General features: G+C 59.1%; 15 protein-coding genes. 7 read left to right on the forward strand and 8 right to left on the reverse strand.

Annotated elements, in window-relative coordinates; all coding sequences use genetic code 11:
• Positions 1–85: 85 nt before the first annotated feature.
• From ACTJK5_RS16210 to rnd, 3 genes are all read right to left on the reverse strand, one after another.
• On the reverse strand, positions 86–1,447 hold the full coding sequence (locus ACTJK5_RS16210) for an esterase-like activity of phytase family protein (protein WP_440598895.1): 1,362 nt from the start codon (positions 1,445–1,447) through the stop codon (positions 86–88).
• 202 nt (positions 1,448–1,649) lie between these two features.
• Positions 1,650–2,672 (reverse strand): adenylate/guanylate cyclase domain-containing protein, encoded by a 1,023-nt coding sequence (locus ACTJK5_RS16215; protein ID WP_062427594.1) that lies wholly within the window; start codon positions 2,670–2,672, stop codon positions 1,650–1,652.
• Between the two features lie 177 nt (positions 2,673–2,849).
• A complete protein-coding gene (rnd, locus tag ACTJK5_RS16220; protein ID WP_440598896.1) occupies positions 2,850–4,019 on the reverse strand; it encodes a ribonuclease D in 1,170 nt (389 codons plus the stop codon).
• A 287-nt stretch (positions 4,020–4,306) separates the two neighbouring features.
• On the opposite strand from rnd, the gene aspS reads away from it, so the two are divergent.
• A complete protein-coding gene (gene aspS / locus ACTJK5_RS16225; RefSeq protein ID WP_062445346.1) occupies positions 4,307–6,094 on the forward strand; it encodes an aspartate--tRNA ligase in 1,788 nt (595 codons plus the stop codon).
• 3 nt (positions 6,095–6,097) lie between these two features.
• Positions 6,098–6,574: an FUSC family protein gene (locus ACTJK5_RS16230; RefSeq protein WP_062445345.1), complete on the forward strand. Its 477-nt coding sequence runs from the start codon at positions 6,098–6,100 to the stop codon at positions 6,572–6,574.
• 89 nt (positions 6,575–6,663) lie between these two features.
• Here the strand turns inward: ACTJK5_RS16230 and ACTJK5_RS16235 are convergent, their stop codons facing one another.
• Positions 6,664–7,299: a queuosine precursor transporter gene (locus ACTJK5_RS16235; protein ID WP_111847389.1), complete on the reverse strand. Its 636-nt coding sequence runs from the start codon at positions 7,297–7,299 to the stop codon at positions 6,664–6,666.
• A 191-nt stretch (positions 7,300–7,490) separates the two neighbouring features.
• A complete protein-coding gene (gene rpmB / locus ACTJK5_RS16240) occupies positions 7,491–7,781 on the reverse strand; it encodes a 50S ribosomal protein L28 (RefSeq protein WP_062427600.1) in 291 nt (96 codons plus the stop codon).
• A gap of 250 nt (positions 7,782–8,031) precedes the next feature.
• On the opposite strand from rpmB, the gene ACTJK5_RS16245 reads away from it, so the two are divergent.
• Positions 8,032–8,805 carry a DUF3108 domain-containing protein gene (locus ACTJK5_RS16245; protein WP_062427749.1) on the forward strand — a complete coding sequence of 258 codons (774 nt, stop codon included), beginning with the start codon at positions 8,032–8,034 and terminating at the stop codon, positions 8,803–8,805.
• An 11-nt stretch (positions 8,806–8,816) separates the two neighbouring features.
• Here the strand turns inward: ACTJK5_RS16245 and ACTJK5_RS16250 are convergent, their stop codons facing one another.
• Together ACTJK5_RS16250 and gloB are read right to left on the reverse strand one after the other, a co-directional pair.
• Positions 8,817–9,248 carry a cupin domain-containing protein gene (locus ACTJK5_RS16250; protein WP_113225177.1) on the reverse strand — a complete coding sequence of 144 codons (432 nt, stop codon included), beginning with the start codon at positions 9,246–9,248 and terminating at the stop codon, positions 8,817–8,819.
• Positions 9,248–10,018, reverse strand: coding sequence for a hydroxyacylglutathione hydrolase (gloB, locus tag ACTJK5_RS16255; RefSeq protein WP_113225176.1), 771 nt, complete (start codon positions 10,016–10,018; stop codon positions 9,248–9,250). Before gloB ends, ACTJK5_RS16250 begins: the two co-directional genes overlap by 1 nt.
• 104 nt (positions 10,019–10,122) lie before the next feature.
• Here gloB and ACTJK5_RS16260 point away from each other — a divergent pair, with 104 nt between their 5' ends.
• The 3 genes from ACTJK5_RS16260 (at position 10,123) to ACTJK5_RS16270 (ending at position 13,015) form a co-directional block, all read left to right on the forward strand.
• Positions 10,123–10,896 (forward strand): class I SAM-dependent methyltransferase, encoded by a 774-nt coding sequence (locus tag ACTJK5_RS16260; protein ID WP_113225175.1) that lies wholly within the window; start codon positions 10,123–10,125, stop codon positions 10,894–10,896.
• An 83-nt stretch (positions 10,897–10,979) separates the two neighbouring features.
• The gene (gene hisC, locus ACTJK5_RS16265) at positions 10,980–12,086 is read left to right on the forward strand and encodes a histidinol-phosphate transaminase (protein ID WP_113225174.1); all 1,107 of its coding nucleotides are present in this window, start codon (positions 10,980–10,982) and stop codon (positions 12,084–12,086) included.
• Positions 12,086–13,015 carry a prephenate/arogenate dehydrogenase family protein gene (locus ACTJK5_RS16270; protein ID WP_113261486.1) on the forward strand — a complete coding sequence of 310 codons (930 nt, stop codon included), beginning with the start codon at positions 12,086–12,088 and terminating at the stop codon, positions 13,013–13,015. Before hisC ends, ACTJK5_RS16270 begins: the two co-directional genes overlap by 1 nt.
• A gap of 32 nt (positions 13,016–13,047) precedes the next feature.
• Here ACTJK5_RS16270 and ACTJK5_RS16275 read toward each other — a convergent pair whose 3' ends face one another.
• Complete coding sequence (locus tag ACTJK5_RS16275; protein WP_062445331.1) at positions 13,048–14,049, reverse strand: DUF2125 domain-containing protein; 1,002 nt, start codon at positions 14,047–14,049, stop codon at positions 13,048–13,050.
• 48 nt (positions 14,050–14,097) lie between these two features.
• On the opposite strand from ACTJK5_RS16275, the gene ACTJK5_RS16280 reads away from it, so the two are divergent.
• Positions 14,098–14,631, forward strand: a complete 534-nt coding sequence (locus ACTJK5_RS16280) for a gamma-glutamylcyclotransferase (protein WP_274101604.1) — start codon at positions 14,098–14,100, stop codon at positions 14,629–14,631.
• The last annotated feature ends 47 nt before the right edge of the window (positions 14,632–14,678 follow it).

The raw sequence follows: 14,678 nt of genomic DNA on the forward strand, positions 1-14,678 counted from the left end.
GCCGACTGGGTGACCGGTTTGAGTTTCTGATCGTCATCCAGCCGTGGTGGAAAGAGCGCCGCCGAGACAGCGACGCTCCTTTGCATCACTTTGCGTCCAGCAGATCTTTCACATCGAGAATGACGAACTCGTTGTCGTCTGCCTTGTCCAGCGCACGGCCGGCCGAGAAGGGCAGGTTGTTGTCGTTGCCGACGATGATGTGGCTGGCATCGACACGGTCGACATTTTCAATGGTGACGAACGGCATCGTGTAGATGCCGTTTTCAGAACCCTGACGGGCCTTCTTGTCGGGATCAGCAATCTTCATCAGGTCGATATAGCCGATCTTGCGGGCAGCCTTGCCGACATTCGCATCGTTGAACTCGATCTTGTAGATGCGCTTCACCTTGGCAGGAACTGCAAAGCAGTTGGCCTCCGGTTTCTTCGGGTCGGCGCAGGCCTTGTCTGCCGTGCCGGCGCCATTGTCGCGTTCGATCACCAGCGCAGTGCTGTCGTCCAGCATGTTGAAGTCGCCGATCGCCTCGCCGCCTCCTGCCAGCGGATAGAGCCAGGTCCGGCCCGTCCACGCCTTGGAGGCGACGTCGAGTTCGATGATACGCAGGCCCGTCGCACCGTCTTCCGTCTTTTCGACCTGACCGTCTGCGGCGTAGAGCGGGCCTTCCAGCAGGCCGTAGAGCTTCGTCCCATCCTTGGAGAGCGCCATGCCCTCAAAGCCACCGGAGCGCTTCAGGTTGAAGACGGGCAGCTTCTGGGTGGGATTGCCGGGAAGGGTCAGCGTTGGATTGTCGGGAGACTTGACCTCGGTGTCGCCGGCCTTGGTCGCAATCACATCCGTCAGCTTGCCATCGCGGCTGAATTTCAGAATGTAAGGACCGAATTCTTCACCGACCCAGAAGCCGTCCGCGACCGGCTGGATCGATTCCACGTCGAAGTCTGCGCCGGTCAGATAGCGCTTGTCCGAGCCTTCCATGACGATCGGGAAGGGAGCCTTCTTGTCGGGATCGGACAGGAAGACCGTCTCAACCGCGTTGACCTTGCCAGCGTCCCAATCGAACTTCAAATGGTGCAGCATCAACATGGCGTCACTAGAGTTCAGCTTCGAGCCAAAGCCGTTGTCGGACAGGCTCCAGAAGGTGCCGTCTTCCATAGCCTTAATGCCGGAAAAGCCCTGCATTGCCTGGCCGTTAAACGGCATGGAGAGGCCAGTGGGACGGACGCCATCCTTGCCGGGCACGGTGCCGATACCTTCGGCACGCTTGCGGTCCGCCGTGGTGAACTTACCTGCACTTTTCAAAAAGTCTGGAGCATCGGCCGGTGCGGGGATGATGGTGTTGGCTGGCAAAACTGCTTGAGAGACGAGCTTTGCCGGAAACTCCTTCTCAGCGGCAAGCGCGTGAAGGGTGCCGAGCGTGAAGAAAACAGCGGAAGAAAGCAGGATTTTTTTCATGGAACATACCTGTCTGTTGCATAGAGCGCCTTGCGTCCTTTAGGACGCACAAAGGACGCTCTAACTTTTTGAATCTACGCATCGTGCTTTCCGAAAATCGATTCCGATTTTCGGGCCGATGCTGTAGAGGAGCAACGGACCGATAGGCGGGCTTTGTGACAGGCGCGCAAAACCGTTTTGAAGCTTTGATGACGGTGTTCTTTTACAAAGCCGGCTGGCGGCTGAGCGCGCAGACGCCGAGCGTCTGGCCGCGACCCTTGACGGCGTGTTCGCCGAGATACTGGCTCCTGATGCCCTTGGGCAGCAGAAGTTGATGGGCGAGGTCGGACGAGATCAGAATGGGATGGCCGAGCATCTTGCTCAGCGATTCCAGCCGCGCCGTCGTGTTCACCGTATCGCCGAAATAGGTGATCTTGTGATGATCGACGCCGATTTCTGCCGTGATCACCGGGCCACCGTGAATGGCAAAGCGGAGCTTCGGGACAGTACCGAAACTGGCGATCCAGGTGGCACGGCTGCTTTCGATTTCCGACAGAATGTCGAACACACAGTTGATGCAGGCGGCACGCCGGATCGCGAGATGATAGGGCCAGGTGATGATGGCAGCATCGCCAATATAGTCGTCGATGATCCCGCCATGCTTTCTGACCGGAGCGGCATAGGCGGAAAAGAGCGCGCCCAGAAATTCCTGGGCTTTGAGATCGCCGTGGGTTTCGGCAAAGGATGTGGAGCCGACGAGATCGATGAAGAGGAACACGCGCTCTTCGCTGACCGGCCTGCGATAGCGCCCCAGGATAAGATCGATGAAGATATCGCGTCCCAAAAGCTCACGCACGCGCATGATGAAGACGATGATGGCGCACACGCCGAGCGTAAACACCATGGTCTGCAGTTCCGCATGCACCGCGCGCGCCCAGCTTGTGGGAAGAACGCCGGTTGCCCAGAGGATGGTACCGCCGAGACCGAAGCCGCAAAAGACGAGAATGACATAAACAACCATGCCGACCGCGATGTAGGCGGGCGTTGGCAGCATGCTGATCTTCTTGGACAGGCCGGGCAGGATATGGCCACGCTCGAAGGCAAGGATCGGCGCGCAAGCAAACAGGGCGTAGGTTGCCCCGATGAATGCACCGCCGCCATATTCGAGGAATGCATAGACCACGCCGCTTCCGGCAACCGCCAGAAACAACACGACATAGTCCAGCATCGCCAGAATTTTTCTCATCGTCTGCCCTTAATTGAGGGGATAGGGGTGCCACTTCCTCCCAAGTGAGCAGGTCGATTCCTCCCGGTGCGGGATGATAATGCGGATCAGGTGCCGCCAAAAGAGATGTTTAAGCGATCACTCAGGAAGAGGCGCAGTTGTGGCAGTTTTGCACGACCCCGGCTTTTCACCGATGACTTATTCGGTGGCCTGATCCTGGGCCGGCATTTCGACGGCCTCGACTTTCTTGCCTGCAAAGCGAAGCGCGACTTCACCACGGATGAGCTTCAAAGCAGGCTCACCGAAGAGTTCGCGCCGCCAGCCGGAAAGCGCCTGAACCTCGGCCTTCTCGCCTTCAGACGCGATCTTGTCGAGATCGTCGCTATTGGCGATCACCTTGGCGGCGACGCCATGCTTATCCGCCGTCAACTTCAAAAGCACCTTCAGCAACTCTACAGCGGCACCAGAGCCTTCGGGAGAATGGCTGTGGCGGGGCGCCTGCGGCATGTCGGCCTTGGGAAGGGCGAGCGCTGCATTGACCGTCTCGATGATCGCTGTGCCGGAGGTGGAGCGTTCCCACCCTTTCGGGATGGTGCGCAGGCGCGAGAGTGCTTCCGCGTCCTTCGGCTGTTGCTGGGCGATTTCAAAAATCGCGTCGTCCTTCAGCACGCGCGAACGCGGAACGTTGCGCGAGCGCGCCTCGCGCTCTCTCCAGGCAGCGACGAATTTCAGGATAGCAAGCTCGGTCGGCTTGCGAAGACGCGACTTCAATCGCAGCCATGCATCGTCGGGATGCATGTCATAGGTCTCACGCGCTTCAAGGATATCCATCTCTTCCTTGAGCCAAGACGAACGGCCTTCACGCTCAAGCTGCGCCTTCAGCGCCAGATAGACATCGCGAAGATGAGTGACGTCTGCCAGCGCATAATCCAGCTGCTTTTCCGAGAGCGGACGGTGGCTCCAATCGGTAAAGCGGGATGACTTGTCGATCTGGACGTTCTTGGTCTTCTGCACCAGCTGATCGTAGGAGATCGAATCGCCGAAGCCGCAGACCATGGCTGCAACCTGTGTATCGAAGATCGGGTGGGGGATGAGCCTGCCGAGGTGATGGATGATCTCGATATCCTGACGGGCAGCGTGGAAGACTTTTACGACATTCGCATCGGCCATCAGGTCGAAGAGCGGCGTCAGATCGATACCCTTCGCCATCGGGTCCACCAGCACTTCGAGCGTGGGGCTTGCCATCTGGACGAGACAGAGCTGCGGCCAGAAGGTTGTTTCGCGGAGAAACTCCGTATCGATGGTGACGAATTCCGATTTCGCCAGCTCCTTGCAGGCGTCGGCGAGTGCTGCAGTCGTTTCAATCATTACGTTCGGCCAGTCCTGGAAAACACTCCGTCTTACTTTCTCTTTGGGGGCCACATGTCAATATGAGAGGCCGCTTTACTGAGCGCTTTGCCCCTCCAATTGTCGATCTTCTTCTGCATTTTCTCCTTGATCCGGCTCGCTTTCGAGTTTCGCGAGAATTTCCAGGCTAGACGGCAAAGCCTCGCGCATGGCGCTTTTCCTTGACAAATCGGTTCAGCCATGCGCTTTTCCGCCAAATTTCGTAAGTCGGCCCCCGAGGCCATGACACGCTTCTTCAGGATACAATCATGCATCGCTATCGCAGCCACACCTGTGCCGCTCTTCGCAAGTCTCATGTCGGCGAGACAGTTCGTCTTTCCGGTTGGGTGCATCGCGTTCGAGACCATGGCGGCGTTCTCTTCATCGACCTTCGCGATCATTACGGCATTACCCAGGTGGTTGCCGATCCGGACAGCCCGGCTTTCAAGGCGGCTGAAACCGTGCGCGGCGAATGGGTGATCCGCATCGACGGCAAGGTCAAGGCGCGTTCGGAAGACACCGTCAACAAGGCGATGGCAACCGGTGAGATCGAACTCTATGCACAAGAGATCGAAGTGCTGGGCGTTGCGAAGGAATTGCCGCTGCCAGTATTCGGCGAGCCGGACTATCCGGAAGACGTTCGCCTGAAGTATCGCTTCCTCGATCTTCGCCGCGAGACGCTGCACAAGAACATCGTCAAGCGCACACAGATCATCTCCGCCATGCGCAACGGCATGGCCGAGGCCGGCTTTGCCGAATATACGACGCCGATTCTGACGGCCTCTTCTCCGGAAGGCGCGCGCGACTTTCTCGTGCCGAGCCGTATCCACGAAGGCAAGTTCTTTGCCCTGCCGCAGGCGCCGCAGCAGTACAAGCAGCTTCTGATGGTTGCCGGCTTCGACCGCTACTTCCAGATCGCGCCGTGCTTCCGCGATGAAGACCCGCGTGCTGACCGTCTGCCGGGCGAGTTCTACCAGCTCGACGTGGAAATGAGTTTCGTGACGCAGGAAGACGTCTGGGCAACCATGGAGCCGATGATGACGTCGGTTCTGGAGCAGTTTGCCGAAGGCAAGCCGGTGACGAAAGAATGGCCGCGCATTCCTTACGATGAGGCGATCCGCAAATATGGTTCCGACAAGCCGGACCTGCGCAACCCGATCGTCATGCAGGCGGTGACCGAGCATTTCGCCGGTTCCGGCTTCAAGGTCTTCGCCAATATGATCGCGTCGAACCCGAAGGTCGAAGTCTGGGCCATTCCTGCAAAGACCGGCGGCAGCCGCGCGTTCTGCGACCGCATGAATGCCTGGGCGCAGGGCCAGGGCCAGCCAGGTCTCGGCTACATCTTCTGGAAGGAAGAAGACGGCAAGATCGCAGGCTCCGGTCCGCTCGCCAAGAACATCGGCGAGGAGCGCACCGAGGCGCTGCGCACGCAGCTTGGTCTGGAAGCCGGTGATGCCTGCTTCTTCGTGGCTGGCGATCCTGCCAAGTTCTACAAGTTTGCCGGTGAGGCCCGCACCCGCGCTGGCGAGGAACTGAACCTCGTTGATCGCGACCGCTTCGAGCTCTGCTGGATCGTCGACTTCCCCTTCTTCGAATACAACGAAGAAGACAAGAAGATCGACTTTGCCCACAACCCCTTCTCCATGCCGCAGGGCGGAATGGAAGCGCTTGAAGGTCAGGACCCGCTGTCGATCAAGGCCTACCAGTATGACGCCGTTTGCAATGGCTTCGAAATTGCGTCGGGCTCCATCCGTAACCAGTCGCCTGAGCTGATGGTCAAGGCGTTCGAAAAGGTTGGTCTCAGCCAAGCAGACGTGGAAGAGCGCTTCGGCGGCCTCTACCGTGCCTTCCAGTACGGCGCTCCTCCGCATGGCGGTTGCGCCTTTGGTATCGACCGTGTGGTCATGCTGCTGGTCGGTGCAAAGAACCTGCGCGAAATCACGTTGTTCCCGATGAACCAGCAGGCACAGGACCTTCTGATGAACGCGCCGTCTCCGGCAACGCCGACACAGCTTCGCGAACTGGCTCTGCGCGTCGTTCCGTCAAAGAAGGACTGATCGATGCTCAGGCAGATCGCCGAGCGTCTCAGATCAGCTTTCACCCGTGCATTTGCGGCAGCCCTGGCTGCCGCTTTTGCGTTCTGGGCCTCCCGCCATCTTCTTGGCCATCAGCAGCCAGTTTTTGCTGCCATCAGCGCTCTGATATGCTTGGCACCGGGCATCCCAAGTCAGATCCGCCAAGGCATGGGTTTGATCGTCGGCGTCACCGTCGGCATTGTTGTTGGCGAACTCGCGCTCGTCATCCCGGCGGACCTTGCAGAGCTTAGAATGGCGTCAGCCACCTTCATCGCTATGATGATCGCCGTTGCGTTCGGCATGCCTCCGGTGGTGCCAATCCAGGCTGGCGCATCCGCGATGCTGGTGCTGTTGATGGGGCCACAGGTCGCGGGACTTGCGCGGTTTCTCGACGTGCTGATCGGCGCTTCGACAGGGCTGATCGTAGCCCTTGTTTTCTTTCGTGAACGGCTGAAATTCTAGCTCACACACATGGCCTTAAAACGCAAAAGCAGCGGGGCGATCAACCTCCGCTGCTTCACGTTGTTATCGTCGATTTTGACTGCCTTCGCTTAGACAGAGCGTGCCGGCGGCATGGGCTTAAGCGTGTTCATCAGAGCGCCATAGGGCAGCAGCAGAACGAGACCCACCACAACCTTGACCGTCAGGTCGCCAAGCGCCCAGGATATCCAGCGTGGGGCCTCGAGTGAGAAGATGCCGAGGATCGGCGCGTTCTCTATGGCGAAGGCATCGTTCGGGCCGATGAAGGCGAAGCTCGCCGCAAAAGCAATCGAGAAGAACAGGGCGGTATCCAGCACGGAGCCGAACATGGAGCCCGCCAGAGGCGCACGCCACCAGCTTTGGCGACGCAGGCGATTGAAGACGGCAATATCCAGCAGCTGGCCGATCAGATAGGCGGTGCCGGACGCAATCGCGATCCGCGGCAGCGAGGTCCAGAAGGACAACGTGACGCCGACAACAAAGCCTGCCAGCACGACACGGCGCGCAATGGAGGGGCCGAACTGTCGGTTGGTCAGATCGGTCACCAGAAAGGCGATAGGATAGGTGAAAGCACCCCACGTCAGCAGATCGCCAAGATTGATGCCGACGAGCGTGCCGGACAGCGGATACTGAACGAGGATATTCGATGCGACGACGACGAGGGTCATCAGGATCACATAGATAAGCGTTTGGCGCAGGTAAGGCATTTTTTTATCCTGGGTGATGCCACCAGTTGGAGCGAACATATGCAAGCGGCAAGCGTCTCTGAGACCCTGCAGCATTGCGTGAGAAGTGGGGACGGCGAATGCCGAGGCAACAGCCAACCCCAAAACAGACAAAAGGCTTGAGCGGCAGAGCCATTCAAGCCTTTTGAAAAGGATAGACGTCTGAGCTGCGATTAAGCGGCTTCAGCGGTCTTCTTTGCGATCTGGCGACGCAGCAGACGGGCGCGCATCGAGAGATCGTTTTCGTCAGACTTCAGAAGGAAGGCATCAAGGCCGCCACGATGTTCAACGGAACGCAGAGCCGCTGCGGAAACGCGCAGACGGAAACGCTGGCCGAGAGAATCGGAAATCAGAGTAACCTGGCAAAGGTTCGGGAGGAACCGGCGCTTGGTTCTGTTATTGGCGTGGCTGACGTTATTGCCCGTCTGGACGCCCTTGCCGGTCAATTCGCATACACGGGACATGGGTACACCTATTCGTTGTCACTGTATGGCTATCAGTCTGCTCTCCGGCAAAATCCGGTTTGCAATCCAACAGCCGATGATTGGAAAGTTGCGGTTCTATAGTCAGGCCTGCCCGTGCAGTCAAGCCGCTCGCGCCGTTTTGTGCGCGATTTCACCGGTTTTGCTGTGGCTTCCGCTTTTTTATTGCCACAAGTGCGCGTATATGATCGCCGGAAATGCGCGGCTTTTGGTGCCGCCGAGGTTTATCTTCATGATCGTCAATGCACAAAGACTTTTTGCCGCTGCAGCGCTGGTGCTTTGCGGCCTCACGCCATCCTTCGCTGCCGAATCGCGCCATGACAGCGAATATTCCATCGCGCTTGGGGTGTTACCGATCGCGCGCGCCAATTTCTCGACGAAGATGAATGGCTCGACCTATTCGATTTCCGGCTCATTCAGTTCCGCAGGTATCGCCAGCGTGCTAAAGGATATCTCCGGCAAGACCACCGTCTCCGGGGCAAAGCGCGGCAATCGCATGCAGGCCAATGAATATTCATTGGTCTACAAAGACGGCAAGCGCACCCGCACCTATGATGTGCAGTATCGCAACGGCAACGTGACTTCCACGACCATCGATCCAGCGCCGAAATCCCGGCCAGACAATTGGGTGGATGTGAAGGATCGTGACCTGCGTTCCGTGCTCGATCCGATTTCCGGCCTGATCTTCCCGGTCGGTGGGCGCATCTGCCCGAGCCGCCTGCCGATCTATGACGGCGAGTCGCGTCTTGATCTGGTGTTGAGTTCCAGTGGAACGAAGCCGTTCAAGACCAACGGGTATTCAGGCGACGCCGTTGTCTGCAATATGCGTTATGTGCCGAAATCCGGCTTCCGCAAGGGCCGCAAGGACATCGAATATCTGAAGTCGATCTCTATGGAAGTGTGGTTTGCCAAGGCCAACAATATGGACCTCTACGCACCTGTCTATGCCCGCATTCCAACCAAGGTCGGCCAAGTCTACATCACCGCCACGAAATATGGCGGCTGATGTCGAAAGGATTAGCCCGGCTCCCAGCCGGGTTCGGCCATGACGAAACTGTCGAACACGAAGCCAGGCGCCACCGTGCAGCCGACGAGCGTGAAATCGCCAAGGCTTTCCGCGGCCTGCCACCAGTTCGCGGGAACGATCGCCTGCGGCTGCTCACCGTCGAGCACCGCAGGCCCAAGCCGCACGGTCGTCATACGCTTGCCGTCCTCTGACAAATGAAGCGATAGCGGCGCGCCGGCATAGTAGTGCCAGATTTCCACAGCATCGATCACCTTGTGCCAGTGCGAGCGTTGGCCTTTTTCGAGCAGATAATAGATCGCCGTCGAGTGGCCCCGCTCTTCTCTATCGGGATCGCGAAATGTCTGGCGATAAAAGCCGCCTTCGGGATGCGGTTCGAGGTTGAGCGCGGCGATAATGGCGGCGGCGGACGGTTCTGCTGCCATCAGAACTTGTCCTTGCGGGCTCTGATCTCGGCAAATACATCTTCGTCTGTCGCACCTTCCAGACCAAGATGGGCGCGAATGCTGGCGTCAGCCACGCGCATATAGGGGTTGGTTTGTTTTTCGAGCGCAATGGTCGTCGGAATGGTGAAGCGGCCTTCGTTGCGTAGTGCTTCGACTTCGCTCAGGCGGCGCGTCAAGGCCTCGTTCTCCGGATCGACGGTGACCGCGAAGCGCGCATTCGAAAGCGTGTACTCATGGCCGAAATAGACCTGCGTCTCGTCCGGCAGCGCCATCAGCTTCTGGAAGGAGTGCCACATGTCCGCGGCGGGGCGCTCGAACAGGCGGCCGCAGCCCATGGCAAACAGCGTATCGGCGGCAAAAAGCAGGCCGTCATCGGGAAGATAGTAGCAGATATGCCCTGCGGTATGCCCGGGCGTCGAGATGATCTGCACGCGGCGTCCGGCAATCTCGAATTCGTCGCCGTCGGCTGCGGTCTTGTCGAGACCGGGAATGGCGATAGCCTCGTCATGCGGTCCACGGATTTCGCAGTGGAAACGCTCTTTCAAAGCGAGATTGGCATCCACATGATCCTGGTGGTGGTGGGTGGTGAAGATGTGGGTCAACTGCCAGCCGCGGCGGTTAAGCGCGTCGAGAATCGGCGCTTCCTCGGGAGCGTCGATGGAAATCGTCGTGCCGCTTTCGCTGTCATGCAACAGCACGCCGAAATTGTCGCTTCGGCACGGAAAGACCTCTATATCCAGCGGCTTCATGGTTCGCTCCCTTTATTCGTATTAAAAACCAGTCTCCTCTATTTAGGTGAAGCGTGCTTGAAGTCCAAGCTTGAAGTCCTTTCGCGAGCCGCTACATTCCAGCCATGAACACCGATATTGTCGATCTGCGCGAATTCTATCATTCCCCGCTTGGCCGTTCTGCCGAACAGGCGATCACCATGGCGCTTTCGACGCTCTGGCCTTCGCTGCCGGATGAGCGGCTGGTGGGGCTCGGCTATGCTGTGCCGTTTCTCGACCGGTTTCGGCATGATACCGAGCGCACCTTTGCCTTCATGCCGGCAGGGCAGGGTGCGGTGAACTGGCCGGCGGGCGAGCTCTCCTCCACCGCGCTGGTGTTTGACGAGGAACTGCCGCTGCCTGATTCCTCGATCGATCGCGTGCTGATGATCCACTCACTGGAATTCGTCGAAAATCCGCGTGAGGCGCTGAAGGAACTGTGGAGAGTACTGGCGCCTGGCGGGCGGCTGGTCATCGTGGTGCCGAACCGGCGCGGCGTCTGGGCACGCGTGGAGCATACGCCCTTTGGTTCTGGCCGGCCCTATTCCCGCAGCCAGTTGACGGCACTTTTGCGCGAGACAAACTTCACCCCCGGCGCCTCTTCCGAAGCGCTGTTCTTCCCGCCATCCAAGGTCCGCTCCGTGCTGAAGTTCCGTCGCTATCTCGAAACGATGGGGCGAAGGCTCTGGCCGGTCTTTTCCGGTGTGATCATCGTGGAAGCCCAAAAGCGTCTGTATCAGGGGCTACCCGTGACGCAGCGTGCGTCCCGCCGTGTCTTCGTGCCGGTGCTGGCGCCGCAGGGCGTGCCAAGCACCCGGGTGAAATTGACGCGTGACCTTGAGCAGCAAAAGACGCGCTGATACTCGACAAAGGGCTGCTTCCAGTCTAATGCCTTCGGCATTGTCAGGCCGGATTTCCCGGCGCTTTTCCGAAGGTCGATGAAATGAGTGCAGAGCTTAACCAACCTGTTCCACGTCCAGGCATCCTGGATATCGCCGCTTATGTTCCGGGCAAGGAGCATGTGGACGGTGTGGCGAAGGTCTATAAGCTCTCCTCCAATGAAACGCCGCTCGGCCCAAGCCCCAAAGCCATCGAGGCCTTCAAGTCGGCTGCGTCCAATCTGGAGATCTATCCGGACGGTCAGGCCGTGGCGCTGCGTCAGGCGATTGCCGATGTTCACGGCCTGAACCCGGCCAACATCATCTGCGGCAACGGTTCGGATGAATTGCTCGGCCTGCTCTGCCACGTCTATCTTGGCGCAGGCGATGAGGCGATCATCACCGAACACGGCTTTCTCGTCTACAAGATCCAGATCATGGGCGCAGGCGCCACGCCGGTCACCGTCAAGGAAACGGATTGCACGGTCAATGTCGACGCGATCATCGATGCGGTTACGCCGAGGACGAAGATGGTGTTCATTGCCAATCCCGGCAATCCCACGGGCACCTACATTCCCGTATCCGAAATTCGCCGCCTCCAGGCGACGCTGCCGAAAAATGTCATCCTGGTTCTCGACGCGGCCTACGCCGAATACGTGCGCAAGAACGATTACGAGGCGGGGCTTGAGCTCGTTTCCGGCAACGGCAACGTCGTTATGACCCGTACCTTCTCCAAGGTCTATGGTCTGGCGGCGCTGCGCGTTGGCTGGATGTATGCACCGGCTGCCATCATCGATGCGCTGAACCGCGTGCGTGGACCGTTCAACATGAATGCGCCGGCCATTGCTGCGGGTGCTGCCGCCATCCGCGATCAGGCCTTCATGCAGCAGGCCGTGGCACATAATCTGCACTGGCTCGACCGGCTGACCTCGGTCTTCACCGAGCTTGGCCTCAAGGTCACGCCGTCCGTCACCAACTTCGTTCTCATCCATTTCCCGGATCAGGATGGCAAGCGTGCAGCCGATGCCGACGAATTCCTGAGCCGTCGTGGCTATATCTTACGTGCCGTACGGGGTTACGGCTTTGCCAATGCGCTGCGCATGACAGTCGGCTCGGAAGAGGCCAATCTCGGCGTCATCGCCGCGCTCAAAGAGTTCATGGGTCAGGCGTGATGGCAGACATTCTGTTTGAACGCATCGCGCTGATCGGCATCGGCCTGATCGGCTCGTCCATTGCCCGCGATATCAAGGAGCTTGGCCTTGCACGCGAGGTGGTCGTCTCGACGCGCAGCGAAGAGACGCTGAAGCGCGCCGAGGAACTTGAGCTTGGGACATCTTACACCACTTCGGTGGCCGATGCCGTGAGGGAGGCCGATCTCGTCATCGTCTCGGTTCCCGTCGGCGCATCGGAGGACGTGGCAAAGCAGATCGCGCCGCACCTGAAGGCGGGCGCGATCGTCACCGATGTCGGTTCCACCAAGGCATCCGTGATTGCCCAGATGGCGCCGCATATGCCGCAGCATGTGCATTTCATTCCAGGCCACCCCTTGGCGGGTACGGAAAAATCCGGCCCGGATGCAGGTTTTGCCGGTCTCTTCCGCGACCGCTGGTGCATCTTCACGCCGCTTCCCGGCACGGATGCTGCTGCTCTCGATCGCCTTAAAGGTTTCTGGCTGGCGCTCGGTTCGCGCGTTGACGAGATGGACCCGGAGCATCACGACAAGGTGCTGGCGATCGTCTCGCATCTTCCGCATATCATCGCCTACAACATCGTCGGCACCGCGGACGATCTTTCGACAGTAACGGAATCGGAAGTCATCAAATACTCCGCCTCCGGCTTTCGCGATTTCACCCGACTGGCGGCGTCCGACCCGACCATGTGGCGCGACATCTGCCTGCACAACAAGGATGCGATCCTCGAAATGTTGGCGCGGTTTTCGGAAGACCTGGCCTATCTGCAGCGCGCAATTCGCTGGGGCGAGGGCGACAAGCTGTTTGAACTTTTCACCCGCACCCGTGCTGTCCGTCGCTCCATTATTCAGGCGGGCCAGGATGTCGACGCGCCGGACTTTGGTCGCCATTCACTCGACCAGAAGAAGTAAGCGTTTTTTGAGTCTCGATGAACCCCCGATCGTCAGATCGGGGGGATCTTGCCGAGCGGAATGAAGCCGCTGACGGTAGCGCGGCCGCGATCGACCACCAGATCGACGGATGTATGATCACCGCCACCTGCGAGCGCGCCAAGAAGCTTGCGGGCGGTGTCGATGGTGGACTGAAGCTGCGGGAATGCCTGTTTGGCATTGTCGGCCCAGTCACCCAGCTTTTCGATCTCCAGCTTGAACTTGCCCGACAGATAGCCTTGATCGTCGAAGGCGAACGGGCCGCTGATGCGCATGATGCGACCATCGCCAATATCGAGCATCACCCGGCGCAGTTCGCCGCTTGCGCCGTAAAGCCCGGTCGTATCGCTGCCGTCGATCATACCGGCCTTGCCGGCAAGCGTCACATCGGCGATGGCGTTGAGGCGTGGCAGGATCTGCGGCCAGCCCTGAACGACTGTGGCGGCGTCGTTCAGCGTTACAGCACCATCGAGATCGGCGCCGTTCTGGCGCAGGTGGACCTCGGTTTTGGCGGCGTCGAAATCGATGGTCTGGTTGGTCACAGACGAGACGGCTTGCGCCTTCAATCCGTCGATCACCAGCGAGGTGCGATCGATGCCCTTGAGCTTGGTCACGAGGCTCGATTGCAGGTTCGCCCATTGCGCCGAGACCGTGAGGCCATGCGGTGTGCGGATTTCAGCTGGCGAATCCAGCTCCCAGACGATGTGGCCCGGTGCATAGACCTGCGCTGCCGAGCGCAGAGCCCCGAAGGATGTGGTCACGCCGGTTTTGGTATCTTCCACATTCACCTTGGAGCAGAAAAGGCCGATGCGGAAGGGATAGCCCCGGAAGGCCATGTCGGTGCATTCGCCCTTGATGCTGGACGTGCCGCCGGGCGCAATCGCCTTGATCACCGTTTCTTCCAGCCTGTTGGCGGCATAAAACCAGCCCGCTGTGTAGATGGCGATGACAAGCACGATGCCGAGTCCGAGAAAAAGGAATTTTCTGCCTGTACGGGATTGGCTTGACGTTGCCATGATGATCTCCAATGCTGCGCAGCGTATAATAGTGATTTGGCGTGCGATATGGACGATTTTTGGGTCTTTGGCTACGGTTCGCTGATGTGGAACCCCGGCTTCCCTTTTGAGGAGCGTCAACGGGCGCGTTTATTCGGCTACCGGCGGGCGCTTTGCATCCGCTCCAACCACTACCGCGGGACGGAGGAAAGGCCGGGACTGGTGCTGGGTCTTGAGCGCGGCGGGTCCTGCCTTGGCGTTGCTTTTCGGGTCAAGGCATCGGGCCGCAAGCCTGTGCTCGATTATCTGCGGGAGCGCGAACTGGTGACGAATGTCTACAAGGAACGCCTGATCATGGTGAGCCTTGAGGACGGTCGACGGCTGAACGCGCTGACCTATGTGGCAGACCCTTGCCACCCGCAATATGTCGGTGGTCTGGAGGTGGATGATGCCGCCTCGATCATCCGCAATGCGGAGGGCAGTTCGGGCCCCAACTCGGATTATGTCTTCAACACAGTGGAGCACCTGAAAGCCATCGGCATTCGCGATGTCCTGCTGGAAAAGATCGCCGCTCATGTCGAGGACGAGGCTGGGACGAAGTAGCGCCCCATCGAAATTCATAATGTCTGACAAACGAAAACGCCGCGGAT

The sequence above is a fragment of the Agrobacterium sp. 22094 genome, assembly GCF_052046015.1.
Classification (GTDB): domain Bacteria; phylum Pseudomonadota; class Alphaproteobacteria; order Rhizobiales; family Rhizobiaceae; genus Agrobacterium; species Agrobacterium cavarae.